The sequence below is a fragment of the Nordella sp. HKS 07 genome, from assembly GCF_011046735.1.
Taxonomy (GTDB): domain Bacteria; phylum Pseudomonadota; class Alphaproteobacteria; order Rhizobiales; family Aestuariivirgaceae; genus Taklimakanibacter.
Genome location: NZ_CP049258.1, coordinates 459,771 through 474,527, shown reverse-complemented (window position 1 = coordinate 474,527; position 14,757 = coordinate 459,771). Strand labels below are relative to the sequence as shown.

The 14,757-nt window shown below is 59.5% G+C and carries 14 protein-coding genes and 1 pseudogene; 11 read left to right on the top strand and 4 right to left on the bottom strand.

All coding sequences use genetic code 11. The features are described from left to right. The first annotated feature begins 882 nt into the window (after positions 1-882). A complete protein-coding gene (locus tag G5V57_RS02265) occupies positions 883-1,476 on the top strand; it encodes a hypothetical protein (protein ID WP_165166008.1) in 594 nt (197 codons plus the stop codon). Between the two features lie 110 nt (positions 1,477-1,586). On the opposite strand, the gene G5V57_RS02260 is transcribed toward G5V57_RS02265, so the two are convergent. Together G5V57_RS02260 and G5V57_RS02255 are read right to left on the bottom strand one after the other, a co-directional pair. Continuing rightward, positions 1,587-2,420 carry a methyltransferase domain-containing protein gene (locus G5V57_RS02260; protein ID WP_206530177.1) on the bottom strand — a complete coding sequence of 278 codons (834 nt, stop codon included), beginning with the start codon at positions 2,418-2,420 and terminating at the stop codon, positions 1,587-1,589. Positions 2,421-2,636: 216 nt separating this feature from the next. Further along, complete coding sequence (locus tag G5V57_RS02255) at positions 2,637-3,023, bottom strand: nuclear transport factor 2 family protein (protein ID WP_165166007.1); 387 nt, start codon at positions 3,021-3,023, stop codon at positions 2,637-2,639. A gap of 236 nt (positions 3,024-3,259) precedes the next feature. Between G5V57_RS02255 and G5V57_RS02250 the strand changes: the two genes are divergently transcribed. Beyond that, the gene (locus tag G5V57_RS02250; protein ID WP_165166006.1) at positions 3,260-3,703 is read left to right on the top strand and encodes a lipocalin-like domain-containing protein; all 444 of its coding nucleotides are present in this window, start codon (positions 3,260-3,262) and stop codon (positions 3,701-3,703) included. 307 nt (positions 3,704-4,010) lie between these two features. On the opposite strand, the gene G5V57_RS02245 is transcribed toward G5V57_RS02250, so the two are convergent. Beyond that, entirely contained in the window at positions 4,011-4,343 is a 333-nt protein-coding gene (locus G5V57_RS02245; protein ID WP_165166005.1) for a YciI family protein, read from the bottom strand. 358 nt (positions 4,344-4,701) lie between these two features. Between G5V57_RS02245 and G5V57_RS02240 the strand changes: the two genes are divergently transcribed. Beyond that, positions 4,702-5,088 (top strand): hypothetical protein, encoded by a 387-nt coding sequence (locus G5V57_RS02240; RefSeq protein ID WP_165166004.1) that lies wholly within the window; start codon positions 4,702-4,704, stop codon positions 5,086-5,088. 693 nt (positions 5,089-5,781) lie between these two features. After that, positions 5,782-6,510, top strand: coding sequence for a GntR family transcriptional regulator (locus G5V57_RS02235; RefSeq protein ID WP_165166003.1), 729 nt, complete (start codon positions 5,782-5,784; stop codon positions 6,508-6,510). On the opposite strand, the gene G5V57_RS02230 is transcribed toward G5V57_RS02235, so the two are convergent. Beyond that, complete coding sequence (locus G5V57_RS02230; RefSeq protein WP_165166002.1) at positions 6,511-7,245, bottom strand: aspartate/glutamate racemase family protein; 735 nt, start codon at positions 7,243-7,245, stop codon at positions 6,511-6,513. Positions 7,246-7,560: 315 nt separating this feature from the next. Here G5V57_RS02230 and G5V57_RS34110 point away from each other — a divergent pair. The 7 genes and pseudogenes from G5V57_RS34110 to G5V57_RS02195 all read left to right on the top strand — a co-directional run. Next, positions 7,561-8,068 (top strand): annotated as a pseudogene (locus G5V57_RS34110) (ATP-binding cassette domain-containing protein); the annotation flags it as partial. Between the two features lie 9 nt (positions 8,069-8,077). Continuing rightward, the gene (locus G5V57_RS34105) at positions 8,078-8,557 is read left to right on the top strand and encodes an ABC transporter ATP-binding protein (RefSeq protein WP_165166000.1); all 480 of its coding nucleotides are present in this window, start codon (positions 8,078-8,080) and stop codon (positions 8,555-8,557) included. Further along, positions 8,554-9,558 (top strand): ABC transporter ATP-binding protein, encoded by a 1,005-nt coding sequence (locus G5V57_RS02215; protein WP_165165999.1) that lies wholly within the window; start codon positions 8,554-8,556, stop codon positions 9,556-9,558. Before G5V57_RS34105 ends, G5V57_RS02215 begins: the two co-directional genes overlap by 4 nt. A gap of 44 nt (positions 9,559-9,602) precedes the next feature. Further along, a complete protein-coding gene (locus G5V57_RS02210) occupies positions 9,603-11,240 on the top strand; it encodes an ABC transporter substrate-binding protein (RefSeq protein WP_165165998.1) in 1,638 nt (545 codons plus the stop codon). 63 nt (positions 11,241-11,303) lie between these two features. Then, positions 11,304-12,254 (top strand): ABC transporter permease, encoded by a 951-nt coding sequence (locus G5V57_RS02205; protein ID WP_246737492.1) that lies wholly within the window; start codon positions 11,304-11,306, stop codon positions 12,252-12,254. A 7-nt stretch (positions 12,255-12,261) separates the two neighbouring features. Beyond that, on the top strand, positions 12,262-13,215 hold the full coding sequence (locus tag G5V57_RS02200) for an ABC transporter permease (RefSeq protein ID WP_165165997.1): 954 nt from the start codon (positions 12,262-12,264) through the stop codon (positions 13,213-13,215). A gap of 4 nt (positions 13,216-13,219) precedes the next feature. Then, positions 13,220-14,731, top strand: coding sequence for an amidohydrolase family protein (locus tag G5V57_RS02195; RefSeq protein ID WP_165165996.1), 1,512 nt, complete (start codon positions 13,220-13,222; stop codon positions 14,729-14,731). Positions 14,732-14,757 lie beyond the last annotated feature (26 nt).

Here is a 14,757-nt window from a genome sequence, read left to right as displayed (position 1 = left end):
AGTCATGAGGGAAAAACGGTATCGGAGATCTGTTGCCGACAGGTATTGCAGGTGCTGGTCACACAGGGGGGCCGAACTCATGTATCGCTGGCCTCGATCTCTTTTCCGCCGGAACACTCCAGACGGCGTTAGGCGGAAATTCAGCAATATCGCAGCTGTTGTGATTTACACACAGCAGGCGAGATATTACTCCACGTTGCAAGAGAGAAACGCATGGTCCGATCGTCAATTCGTCCTCTTTGGACGGGTAGTTTTTGCGTATTCTCAATCAGTATGCTCTTCCAGGCACGCAAGGGCTGACGGCCGAAATATCCGCGAAGAGGAAGAAATCTTCCCGTGAGGCCTGGATCATCTCGGTTCATACGAAGAAAATCCATTATAATCAGTATATTACGATAAGAATGGCGACGAAAAAGGGAAATCTGACCACCCGCTCAACAGTACAATCAACACGTTATCGCCCCCCGATAGCCCTCCCGAGTCCTCAAACTGGCCTCCACTTTGGATGCTTCCGAAGTAGACGGTCTTGATGTTGCGTGACTGGCTGATAGTATCCTGCCGGGGTAGGGAGACATTCGTGCCTCGGGCGGCGCACATACTAGAGTTGGCAATTGTCACGCCGCTCCTCGATGGATGCGGTCGGCGGAAGCGGTCGCAACGAAATCGACCTGCACGCAGCGCTCCCGTCAGAGAAATTTCATTCAGTCTCGCTCAGCCGGTCTTGACGTCCTTCGGCGGCTTCGCCGCCAGACGTCAACCAATCGGTAGCGTGGGGCCCATTTCAGGGGAAATATGATGTACGGAAGGCTCAATCGGCGATCCCTTCTTGTGCTTGCGACGCTGAATGCACTTGTGGGAACCCCAGCTTCCTCGCAAGAGCCTGTGAAGCGGGTCATTCTGGATGCCGGGATGGTTAGCGCGATTGCCACCCGATTGCTTTCCGCAGCACAAGCAGTGGCGTCGAAATTCCGTGGTCGGCCCGAGTCCTCCTGGGTCTCTCAGCTTGCTGATGACGCGATGACCCTGGCGATGGTTGTCACCAAGGCCGAAAGGGTATCGAGTTTCTATGGAGAGATGCTTGCCTATGATGCGATGTTGTTGGAAAAGGCCCACATCGAAGTCGATTGGGGAAAAGCGCTCCACTATGTACGCGCCGCCTATGGTGATGTTGGCAAGAAGGTCGAGGCGCTGAAGGCCTATTCAAGCGGCGAGATTGACGTCCCTGTCGAAGTGAATACGGTCCGCAGGGGAGGGCCTGTCAACAACCTTCTCATTCACTTCTATATGAGTGGTCTGCCTGATACCCCGGCACCTTATATGATCTTCAACCGGCCAACGACGCCGACAGAGGAGCGCGTGCCGCCCGGCAGGTATTTCATCCATGTTCTCAGCAGCAATTCGAAGCTCCGACTGGTGCGAGAGGCGGATGTCGGCGGCAGCGGCCAGCTCGTAAAGATTGAGATTGCATTTCCATAATGGGGCGGGCGCCGTCGCGGTTGTGACATCTCAGCTTGTCCATTGTGAGCCTAAGCGTCTCGGTAGACACGTTGTCTCCAATCGACTGAACGTGAAAATCTGAGCTACGCTCAGGTTCGGTCTGCCTGTGACAGAGGCCGGCGGCCGGTAAGTCGGAAAAACGCGTTCGATGTCACAAGCACTTCAGGATTGGCGAGGTGGTTTTCGAGGGCTGTCACGTCACTGTCGAGTTCAGCACGTCCGATGAAGCCCTCGCTCACAAGCCTGTCTCGAACATTATTGATGAAGTCTCGAAAGATCGGCCGTCGCTCGTGACCGGGTGGGTAGATATGGAGGACAGCGTCGACGTGGATGTCGACAACACCAGCATCACGAAACAGCCTGTGCGTACGTCGGCCCACGAAGAGATCAACGCCTTGCGCTGCTGAATATGCCTTGTATGCATCCAACAGACGGGTCAAGGCGGGTAGCGGCGGATCGTAGCTAGTGCCCATGAAGTCAGCCTCGAAACTCGCTACCCAGCCGCCCGGGCGCACCAGAGAAACCATCTCACCTACAATTCTCTCAGGCTGCGGTACATTCACGAGGACGAGCCGCATGTGCGCACCGTCAAACGATCTTCGCGCCAATCTCGTATCGTACGCATTTCCTTCGCGGACCTCGACCTGTGACAGGGAGTTCACCGCGACGAAGCGGCGCGCAAGATCAACAAAATGGGGACTGCGTTCAATGCCAAGCACCGAGCCAGCGCTGCCGACGCGTTTAGCCAACAGGTGCAGGACACCCCCCGGGCCGCAACCTAGATCGACTACGCGCTCGCCTTGCTTGATTCCGATCCTGTCAAGCTGGGCATCGGAATCCGGCGCGAAATTGGCAATCTGGCGCTTAAGCCGCTCTTCTTCGGCTTCGCCGCGTCCGAGCAAATAGATGCTTTGCTCACTCACCTCTCGCTCCTCTTTCCGTAGAAGCACGAAACGAGGCCGCCACAGTGGGACAGCCGGTTCGTCAGGGCTGGAACGCCTCGGGATAGGCCACTATTCCGCTGTCGATCAAGGCTGCGGGAGCCGAGCCGGGTCGATGCGCCTCCTCGCGGCTTGGCGAAGACAACCCGGAGCTGGATTGTTGCACTGCGACTATGAAGCTTGTGTCGCAACCCCAATTTAGGACCAGAACCGATCCTCGCGTTGCTCATCGCCTTGGTACTCGCGAAACTCCACCGCCTTTCCCTCATGCAGCCGCCAGACATGGACCTCCTCAAACGACGCGGAGATCCCGTTCCGCTGCGCTCTGACTGTGGCGAGCACCACGACAAGATCCTGCTCGCTGAGGATATTCTGCAACTCGATGCCGAATGCGCCGTCGGACAGTGCCATCGTCCGCTGGAAGAAGCCTGCGACCTGGTCATGGCCCGTATAGTCGCCCGATAGCGGGCTGTGGCCGGGAACGTGCCACTTGATGGCCGTGTCAAATGCGGCAAATACCGCAGGGAAGTCTCCGTGGGCGAAATCTTCATAGGCTTTGCGGATGACCGCGTGAGAATCGTCCATCTCATCGTCCCTTCCCATCGGAATTGAAGGGGAACAAGTGGCTAGTCGTAATTTTCGGCCGATTTGAGGCGTATGTGTTATGGCGATTGACTACGGATGCCCACCGCCTTTGGGGCGCTCCTGTACTGCCATTTCGCCTGTACATTCGCAGCGTAGTTGGCAGTGGACTGTCATTCCGTTTGGTGTACGTTTTGGCGGTCCAGCATGATCTCCCGCCCCGAGCTTGGAGTTCTTTTGTGAGCACCACCGCTGTTATATCCGGAACGTGGAAACTGGAGTCCTGGCTTACAGAAGTCGTTGAAACCAAGGAGCGCCTCAAAATCTTTGGTGAGCACCCGGATGGATATATTATTTTCACCGGAGATGGACGGACATTCGCATTACTGACCGCCGAAGGCCGAAAACCGGTCAAGTCTGAAGCTGACCAGATCAGCGCCTTCAGCACAGTTGTTGCCTATACTGGTCGCTACCGGATCGAGGGCGAAACGCTGATCACGACCGTTGACGTCTCTGCCGATCCCGCTTGGGTCGGCATTGAACTCATCCGATATTTCAAGTGCGAGGGTGACAGATTGGAAATCACAACGGCACCTTTCGTCAGCACTAAACCCAACCTGGCACTTGGAGACAAGCTGCTGCAAAGCTTTCTTGTTTGGAAGCGCGATACTTCTGAACTGTAGCATATCTTATCACGCGAAGAAATTTTTCAAAGCCATGGCCTGCCCGGAACGAAGGCCTCACCGCTCGATCACCTCACCTTGAGCCTGGGAAGGGCTCGCTCGCCGGCTTCTGCCAACCACGTGGACCCGACCGATCTGCTCGGTCCACAACCGGAGATTTAGCGTGGCTATAGCCGAAAGTAGGCCATGGTAAGTTAAACGCGAACGCCGCCGGCGTGACCCTGACTAGAGCGCAGCTCTCGTCCACCTTGACTTTGGCGCGGTGTAGGTCCGATTTCCATCCTTTGCCGTCGTTAGCGTGCTTGGCTTACGATGGCTGCTCCAGCGGCCACACCTCAACGACACCGTGCGCAACGGCGCAGGGCGTTTTTGATACCAACTCTATGGCCTCGGCCAGATCGGCAGCCTCAACTATGGCAAAGCCCGCCACTGGCAAGGAAGATCTCATGAACGAGCCGTTCGCCGTTTCAACCTGAGTGGCGTCGGGATTGCGCACCTGCACTGGGGTGCCTGCAATGCCCATCAACACTCCGTCTTTCCGCAATTTCGCATCATGCGCATGGGCTGCTTCCCTGACGGCCACTGCGGTACGGTCGTACCCCTGTTGGTCGCCATATCCGATCGTCACAAATCTCGGCATGGATATTCTCCTTCAGCTTGCTGAAATCAGGGAAGTTTGTGCCCGCATAGACGGCCGCTTCCGGCCCAAATGCGGAACTTGAGCTTAAGGCTAAACGAATGGGGGACCGAGCAGTTCACTCGGGATGCGAGCAATGAATCCCGGACGTCATCCAGGCTGACGTCATTAGGCTGTTGTGCCCCCGGGGCGGGCGCGAGCCCGCTGTGCCCGACCCGCCGCTGTCGGGTATTGGACTGCTCGGACGAACACTGTCTGAACGCCCGACGTCTTCCCCCAGGTCGCGAAAAGCAGTTGACCGCGTCGCGTGGGCATCACTCTCACAGCCGCGCGTCATGTCTTGTTTCAGGATATGGACTGGGTGCCCGCCAACCATGCCCAGGCCGAGGACCGGTGCTACCGCCTCGGACAAACCAGAAGTGTTACGGTCGAATACTTCCAGGCGGCCAACTCGCTCGACGCGTATATTGCCGAGTTCCTCGAACGGAAGATTCAGCCGATCGCGGCGGTAGATGCCGACGAGCTTCCCGATGCCTCGATACTGGAGGAACTTCAGGTTGGATTGCGGACGCTCGCACCGGCAATGTTCGAGGAAGTCAGGCTCGCCCGAAGCGGAGCGACGCCTGCCGCGACCGTCGAGGCGCTGACCCGATCACTCCGACCTGGTGCGCCTGTCGAGACCGAGATCGAAGCGAATGGCTGCTGGGAATTCCCAGTTCTCGGAATCCGCGCGAAATCTATCGTGTGACCTTCGGATGCGCTGGGCATCTGGAGCGCACGTGCAAGTTATCGAGTTCCGGGGAAACTGCAAGCATGTGCAAGAGGTGCGGGCCGGGGGCAGTGCCGGCAAATGAGGCGAGAGCGCCTTATCAATCTGCTGGCTGCACACTGGCGCTGTCACAGGTTGCCGTGGCAGCGGAACCCTTCTAGGCACACCGATGCATTCCGGAATGCTGAGGCCATCGCGAATTATAGGCACAACACGCTCCCATTGTGAGGGACAGGATGCCGCGAGCGCTATACCCGACACGAGGACGGCCCAAGACCTGTGAAGGCGAACGCTGCTGTTTATAAGACCTTGCCAGACGAGCGCTGAATTTGGGCTTCTCGGCCGTTTGCCATCACATCCTCGGTGCCTCGCCAATCCTACGAACTCTGCTTTCTCGTCGTAAAGAGATTTAAGTGGGACGGAGCTTAACGTTCTCGCACCGCGCCCAAATCTGCGCCTCATCGCGACATTTCCCATTGCATCGACACCGCGAACCTGGAGACCAATCGTGGCAACATGTTCCGTGGGCGGCCTCCCTTTGTGGCGTTGGCGGGCGCCGGTCTCGGGCCCGATTGCGCTGGGCACGGCGCTCTCTTTCCTGACCTTGAGTGCCTTGTTTCTCATCATGGACATGGGGTTGGTTTAGGTGTTTACATCTCCGCCTTGATGATCATGCGGGCAAAAAAGACAAAAAGCCTACGGAGCGCCACCAAGCCTCGGCAAAAACGCGTCGGGCAGACCGACAAGCGCGTCCATCGCAATCTCTATGCCGCAATCATCGATCACAGCCTGTCGCCGGGCACCGCCCTTCAGGAGGATGCCCTGGCGACGGCTTTCGGCGTGAGCCGCACCGTCATCCGCAAGGTTCTGCAGCAACTCGCCCTCGAAAGGCTCGTCGATATTGTGCCCAATCGCGGCGCAGCGGTCGCCAAGCCCACGGCCGAGGAAGCCCGCGAGGTCTTCGAAGCGCGCCGCGTTGTCGAGCGCATCCTGGTCGAGAAGGCCGTGATCCACGCGTCTGATGCCGAGGTCGCCGAGCTGATTGCGACGGCGAAGTCGGAGCAATTGGCCTTCGATGCCGGCAACAAGCAGGAGCGCGTCAAGCTCTCGGGCGACTTCCACCGCAGGCTTGCAAGGCTCGGCGGCAATCAGGTGCTGGGCGATTTTCTCAACGAGCTCATCTCGCGCACATCGTTGATCATCGCCCTCTACGAATCGCCCGGCGCTGTCCCTTGTTCACACAGCGAGCATCTCGAGATCGCCGATGCGATGAAGCGGCGCGATGTCTTGAAGGCGGTGCAATATATGGAACACCACCTCTTGCATATCGAGGCCCAGACCGACCTCACCGACGTCGATCAGAAGGTTGACTTCCGATCTCTTTTCGGCGCTGCAGAGTAGCTATCTTGCCGGCGGCGCATAGGCCGAGAGCGCGCCTTTGTAAGGCTTGTGTAAGGGGTAAGCGAGATCCCCTTTCTTGCTGGTCCTCAAGCCCAGCCCCACCAGAGCTTCGGCGAACTTGACTGCTGCGGCAACGCCGTCGATGACCGGGACCCCGAGTTTCTTTTCCAGATGCCGGACGAGGTCCGCCATGCCGGCGCAGCCCAGGACAATGGCGCCCGACTTGTCCTCGGAAATCGCTCTTTCGCATTCCCTGAGGATCAATGCGCGGGCCTCGGACGCCGGATTCTCAAGCTCGAGGACCGGGATGTTAGTGGCGCGCACTTTTCGGCAGTGGTGTTCCATGCCGTAATTGCGCACCAGATGCTCGGCGATCACCCGCGTGCGCTCGAGCGTCGTTACGACCGAGAAGCCGGTGGCAAGGAAGCTCGCCACATGCATGGCGGCTTCGGCAATGCCGAGCACCGGGCCCAACGCGATCTCGCGCGCGGCGAGCAGCCCCGGATCGCCGAAACAGGCAATGACATAGGCGTCAGCTTTCGGGTCCTGGTTGATCGCATCGATGAGCCCGACGATGCTCATGGCTTCGTCATAATGGCCTTCTATCGAGACGGCGCCGGCCCCAGAGGTGACGGCCACTATCTCCGTGCCGGGGGCGGCAACCGCCCTCGCTGCCGCGCCGATCGTCTCGGTCATCGATGGGGTGGTATTCGGGTTGATGATTCTGATCCGCATGGCCGCCGGGGTCTCACTATTGGATCCACAATTGTATACACAGATGTTTTTTCATTGCATATTTCCGCGATCAAGTCCAACTTGATTGCCGGCCATCGCGAACGAAGCCGCGCCCTTAGCGGCGGGAGTTAAGGCCCAGGGAATGAACCCCGCGCTGTATCAGGAGGTTTCCATGTTTCGATCACACATGACCCGCCGAGCTCTCTTAGGCCCCGTCAGCGTTTTGGCCCTTGCCGTTGCCCATGGATCCGCTGCGGCGGTATACATGAAATAAATTATTGAACACGCCTTTCCACGCCCAAGGGAGCAAGTTGGGTGAAGGACGTCGCAGAAGCTGTACTTGCGGTCCGCCAGCTCAAGACCGCCTTCGAGACCCCGGCAGGGATCGCCAGGGCGGTCGACGATGTGAGCTTCTCGGTTCATCCCCATGAAATCTTGGCGATCATCGGCGAGTCCGGATCCGGCAAGACGGTGACCGCACTATCGTTAATGAAGCTTGTTCCGACGCCACCGGGCAGATATCTCGGCGGCACCGTCGAGATTGCAGGCGTAGACCTGCTCGCGCTCGATGAACGGTCGCTGGAGGATGTTCGTGGCAAGATCATCGGCATGATCTTTCAAAATCCGCGCGCCTCGCTCGACCCGTCATTCACGGCGGGGTCGCAACTGATCGAGACTCTGCAGCGGCATGAGCCTGCACTCGACCAGAATGCGGCGCAGAGGGCTGCACACGCGGCGCTTGTGGAAGTCGGCTTCGGAGATCCGGAACCGGGTGATGGCAAGCTACCCGCATCAATTGAGTGGCGGCATGTGTCAGCGCGTTGGTCTCGCCATGGCGCTGGCCTGCAAGCCGCGGTTGCTCATCGCGGATGAGCCGACCACAGCGCTTGACGTGGGTGTTCAGGCCAAGATCCTGCTGCTCCTGAAGAATCGCAGCAGGGAAACAGGCCTGCCGATCATAATCATTACCCACGACATGGGTGTCGTGCGCGCCGTGGCAAGCCGCGTGCTCGTCATGTATGGTGGTCATGTCCAGGAATCAGGTGATGTCGATGACGTGCTGACGTCGCCTCTCCACCCCTATACCCAGGCTCTGATCCACTCGATTCCGGATCCCGACGAGCCGCGCGAAACGCGAGCTCATATCCGTGGCGAGCCACCCAATCTGCTGGCCCCACCCCCGGGTTGCCGCTTCGCACCGCGCTGCGACAGCGCCTTTGCGCGCTGTCACGAGGAACTCCCCGAACAACACAGCCCGAAGCCGGGGCGTTGCGTGCGTTGTCATCTCTACGATCCGGGGATGCGCCGATGACCCCCGGCACTCTGATCGAGGTGCGCCACCTGTCCAAGACCTTCGTGGTGAGGCGCGGCGCCCTGTTCCGGCACGCGGTGGCAAGCACGAAGGCTGTCAACGATGTCAGCCTCGACATCAAGCGTGGCGAGATCCTCGGCTGTGTCGGCGGGTCAGGCTCCGGAAAATCCACTTTGGGCCGGATGATCCTCCGACTGATCGAGCCCGACAGCGGTGAGATTCATTATGACGGCACCGATCTGCGCGCGCTGTCGCATGAAGAGATGCGCGAATTCCGCAAGCGGATGCAGATCGTGTTTCAGGATCCGCTGCAGTCTCTCAACCCTCGCCGGACAGTGGCGGAGAACATCGAACGGCCACTCCTGAACTTCGGCGTGACACGCGCGACCGCTCGCCGGCGCGTCGAAGAGTTGCTGGACCTCGTCGGCCTGGATTCCGGCCAGTCCTATCGGTATCCGCATGAGTATAGTGGCGGACAGTGCCAGCGTGTCGCGATAGCTCGCGCCTTGGCGCTCGAGCCGGAATTTCTGTTCCTCGATGAACCCGTATCCGCCCTCGACGTCTCCATCCAGGCCCAGATCCTCAACCTGCTGGCCGATCTCCAGAAGAAGCTCGGTTTGACATTCCTGTTCGTTTCGCACGACCTGAAGATCGTCAAGCAGTTTTGCGATCGAACCATCGTGATGTATCGCGGCAACCTGCTGGAAAGCGGCGCCAGCGAAGCGGTATATCGCGAGCCCAAGCACCCGTTCACGCGCGACTTTTTGCGCACCGTGCTGCATGTCCATGGCGACGGAAGCTGGGAACAGGCAGCGGAGCGCGCCGAAGACCTGGAAGGGCTCGCCGCGCCATCGGGCGCATGCTGCGCCTACGCCGGCAATTGTGCGGAATGCTTCGACGACTGCCGCAACGCGCCGCCTCCGCTCTTCGACATCGGCGATGGGCGCGACGTCGCCTGCTTCCTGTATCGCGGGAAGACAGCGGAGCCGAGAAGACCGTGACCGATAACCAAAAGAAAATGCAAAACCAACAATGGAGAGGAAACATGACACAAGAACTACACCGGAAGCAGCCGTCAGCCCGTCTCAGGCTGAATCGCAGGCTGGCGAGCCTCGCATTTGCACTCGCCGCAGGTGTTGCGACATTCGCTGGCGTGCTCCCCGCTTTCGCGGCCGGCAACACCATTGTGTTCGCCGTCGAGTCAGACTTCAGCCGCCTCGACCCCCACGCGTCGCGAACCTGGAACACGTTCAAGGTCATCCGCCACATCTTCGAGACTTTCGTGGAGGAGGATCTGACCAAAGGCGGCAACGAGCCCCCCCAGATCGTGCCGGCGCTCGCCGAGAGCTGGGATGTCTCCCCGGACGGGAAATCATATACATTCCATCTGCGCAAGAACGTTACGTTCCACGACGGCACGCCGTGGAACGCAGACGCGGCGAAGTTCAACATGGACCGCATGACCAACAAGAGCTTTGAGTTCTTCCAGCCGCTATCGCCCGGTCTCATGGGCTGGATGTGGCAGGATCTCGACAGCTACGAGGTCGTCGACGAGTTCACCTTCAAGATAAACCTGAAGCAGCCGAATGCGGAGTTCCTGCGCCGCATGGCGGCGGGCGGCTCTGGCTCACCGCGCATGGTCAGTCCGACCGCGGTCAAGACTTACGGAAACGAGCAGTTCGAGCAGCATCCGATTGGAACGGGGCCGTTCAAGTTCGCGGAGCGTGTCGTCGGCGAAAAGCTGGTGATCGTGCGCAACGACAACTACTGGAATGACGCGCGCAAGCCCAAAGCGGATCAGATCATCCTGCGCGGCATTCCGGAAGTGGCGACGCGTGAGCTGGCGCTGGTGAGCGGAGAAGTCGATGTCATCGGCACGCCGTCGCCCGACTCGCTCGAGTTCCTGAAGCAGCAGGGCATGCAGATCATCACCGGCGAGAGCCCGATGTTCTATGTCATGTGGATCAACCTCAAGGATGAACATTTCAAGGACGTCAAGGTGCGCAAGGCGATGTGCATGGCCATCAACCGCGAGGAAATGGCTAAGCATCAGCGTAAGGGCCTGGCAAAACCTGCCTATGGCGTGTTGAATTTCGGCGGCCCCGGCTTCGATCCCAACTACAAAGACTGCGAATATGATCCGGAAGGGGCCAAGAAGCTGCTGGCGGAAGCGGGCTACCCTGACGGTTTCACGACGCGGCTGGACTGGACCTTTGGCGCCGGATCCGACGTCAATACCAAAGGCGACGCGGAATGGCTGCAGCGTGACTTCGAGAAAGTCGGCATCAAAGCTTCGATCGAAATGTTCGACAACAACACCTTCTGGGACATGATGTCGAAGGGCATGCGCGAGGGCACCGGCTTGACCTCCGCTTCATGGGGTGAGAGCACCTTCGCCTGGCTCGACCAAGTCCTGACCAAGGGTGCGCTTCCGCCGAGCTGCTGCAACTCGGGCTATTATGACAACCCCAAGGTCGACCAGCTTCTTTCGGAAGCTAGAGCATCGGCTACGCAGGCAGATATGGATGCCAAGCTGCATGAGGTGCGCGACATCATCGCCAACGACATGGCCTTTACCTCCTATTACACGGCGATGTCGGTCTATGCGGCGCGTCCCGAAATCAAGGGCTTCGTGTTGGCACCGCAACACTGGTTCGACCTGACCAGCATCACGAAGCAGTAACCGCCGGTTGTGTGCCGGGCCCTTCGTGGGGTCCGGCACATCCTGCAACGGAGGCTACTCTTCGTGTCAGTGCTCAACTTTATCGGTGCCCGGCTTCTCTATGCCATTCCGGTGCTCATCGGCGTGACGGTGATCGTATTCCTGTCACTCCAGCTGGTTCCGGGCGACATTGCCCTAACCCTGCTCGGCCGCATGGCCAGCGAGGCTGATCTGGAGGCGCTGCGCGAGAGACTCGGTCTCAACCAGCCGTTGATCGTCCAGTATGTGCGCTGGCTGCTTAACCTACTCCAGGGCGATATCGGCAACTCGGTGTCCCAGCAGCTGCCGGTCATGCATATCCTGGGGCCGAAGGTCGTCAATTCACTGATCCTAATGGCCGGCAGCCTGGTGCTCGTACTGGCCGTGGGCTTCATACTCAGTGTGCTGTCGTCATCGCGTTTCCGCAGCATCACGGACCGCTCGATAGTCGGTCTTACGTTGATTCTGGCCAGCCTGCCGGTTTTCTGGTTGGGCATCGTGCTGCTCTATTTCTTCGGCTTCAAGTGGAAGCTGTTTCCGATCTCCGGCATGTACAACACCATAGATCCCGGAGGGATCGGACAGCTGCTGCACCACATGGTGTTGCCGGCGATTACGACGGCGGCGTCATCGATCGCAGTGGTTACGCGCGTCACCCGATCGCGCATGATCGATGTGCTCGGCCAGCCCTACATACTGGCGGCGCGTGCCCGTGGCTTGACCCGCAATCAGGTCGTGCTGCGCCACGCGGTGCGCAACACACTCCCGACTTTCGCCAATATTGGCGGCTTGCAGATCGGCTATCTATTCGGCGGGGTGATATTCTCGGAGATCATCTTCAACTGGCCGGGCATAGGCCTTCTCCTGTTTGAAGCGATCCTGCAGCGCGATGTTCCCGTCATTCAGGGTTGCGTGCTCGCCGTGGCGGTCGTATTCGTGCTCGGCAACATGATTTCCGACCTCGTCGTGCATTTGCTCGACCCGAAGCGGCAGTGAGGTCGCGATGCGCAAGGCTTCAGCACTCGATCCGAACGCGGCGCCGGCCCGGCCCGCCGGACCCGCCCGAAGATCGAATCTCTATTTTGTCTGGCGCGGCGTCCTGGGCGACCCGGTCGCGCGCATCGCGGCATTCATCATCCTGCTTCTGGTCTTGATCGCGATCCTGGCGCCGTTGCTGGCACCCTATCCGCCCAATGAAGCGTTTTCGGATCTGCGGTTGAAGGGGCCGGGCACCAGCGGCCATCTCCTCGGACTAGACCACCAGGGGCGCGACATTCTCTCGCGGCTGATGTACGGCGCGCGCCTCACCCTCGTTTCGGGCGTGCTGCCGGTCATTCTGGGCGCGGCGATTTCCATTCCTCTCGGCCTGATCGGCGCCTGGTATCCGCGGCTCGGCGAGGTCGTCATGCGGCTGATGGACATTTTGTTCGCATTCCCGATGGCGCTGCTTGCCATCATGCTGGCAGCGCTGATGGGGCCGGGCCTCGGCAACATGATGATCGCGCTGGTGGTGACGCTCATTCCCTACAATACGCGCGTCGTCTATGCGGCAGCCAGCCAGGAACGCGAGCTCGCCTACATCGAGGCGGCGCGTGCCATGGCCACGCCCGGTCTGAAGATCCTCTTCGTGGAGATGCTGCCGAACGTGGTTGCGGCATCCGTGGTCTACAGCTGCACCATTATCGGTGCCGTCGTGATCACCGCTGCCGGCTTGAGCTTCCTGGGACTCGGTGTGCAGCCGCCGGTCGCCGAATGGGGCATCATGACCAGCGAAGGCCGCAGCTACATCTTCGTCGCCCCGCACATCTCCGCCTTCTCGGGGCTGGCGATTACGATTCTGGTCATGGCATTCAATCTCCTGGGCGACTCGCTGCGCGACTCGCTCGACCCGAAGACGCGACTTCAACTGGTCAAACACCGCGCGCAGCCGGAGACGGCGGCAAAAGGCAAGGGATAACGCCGTGCTCACCGTGATCAAAGACGCTCGCATTCTGACGCTCGATGCGAAGGACTGCGAACATGCCTCGGCCGACATCGTCATCCGCGGCGACGCGATCGAAGCCGTTGGTCCAGGGCTTGCGAAGGGAATCGACGATGCGCGGACAATCGAGGCGAGCGGATTGCTCGCCATGCCCGGGCTGATCAACGGACATTTCCATTCCCCAGGCAACTTCATGAAAGGCGCGCTCGCCAACTGGCCGCTGGAACTCTTCATGCTCTATGAGGTACCGCCGCTCATGGACAAGTTGGTGTCGCCGCGCTTCGCCTATGTGCGCACCATGCTTGGCGCCATCGAAATGCTCAAACAGGGCGTTACCGCGGTGCATGACGATTGCTTTTTCGTGCCCGAGGTGACCGACAGCGAAGTCGACAGCGTGATGCAGGCCTATCTGGATTCCGGCATGCGGGCCACGGTGACTCTCGACCAGCCGAACGTCACGGAGTATCAGAAGTATCCGTTCCTGAAGGATCTTCTGCCGCAGCGTCTGGTCGCTTCGATGGATGCCGTGCCATTGATGAGCGATCATGAGTTGCTCGAACATTACCAAAGTTTCCTTGGCAAGTGGCACGGGCGCGGTGCCGGCCGGCTCCGCTCTGCCGTATCCTGCTCGGCGCCCCAGCGCGTCACACCGGCTTATTTCCAGTCGCTTGGGCGCATCGCCAAAGAGCGTGATATCCCGTTCAACATGCATATTCTCGAGACCAGATTGCAGCGGGTTTTGGGTCAGGAAAAATTTGGCAAGTCCCTGGTCCGCTATGCGCATGATATGGGGGTGCTGAATGAGCAGGCCATGGTCATTCATGCCATCTGGATCGATGATGACGACATCCGCCTGTTGGCCGATTCAGGCTGTTCGGTGGCTCACAATCCCGTCTCCAATCTGAAAATCGGCAGCGGCGTGATGCCCTACCGGCGGTTGCAGCGCGCCGGCGTGAACATCTGCATCGGCAATGACGAAGCGTCCACTGACGATGGAGTCAACCTGTGGACGGTCGCTAAGATTGCCGGCCTTGTGCACAATGTCTGCGGCACGGACTATGACGACTGGCTCCAGCCGGTGGAAATCCTGAACGCACTGACGTCGGGCGGATCGGCGGCTATGCGCTTGCCGCGGCCTGCGGGGCGCATAGCCGAAGGCCACACCGCCGATATCATTTTGTTAGATCTCAATTCGCTAGCCTTCACGCCGCTCAACGATCTGCGCCGCCAACTAGTCTACTGTGAGAACGGCTCGTCGGTGGTAACAACGATCGTGGCCGGCGAGGTCGTCATGGAGGACCGCAAGCTGCTGACCGTGGATGAGGAGGCGCTCAAGGCGGAGGCTCGTTCCCTAGCCGAAGAATTCGCCCAATACATGGCCCGTTGCAAGTCGGCGGCGGATGAGCTCAAGCCCTACTATCACCAGATGTATCTCAAGTCGCTGGACGTTCCGGTTCCCATGCGTCGCTGGGCCGGGCCCATGAATCCCTAGACTCTCTCCTGACAGCTCAAACTCAC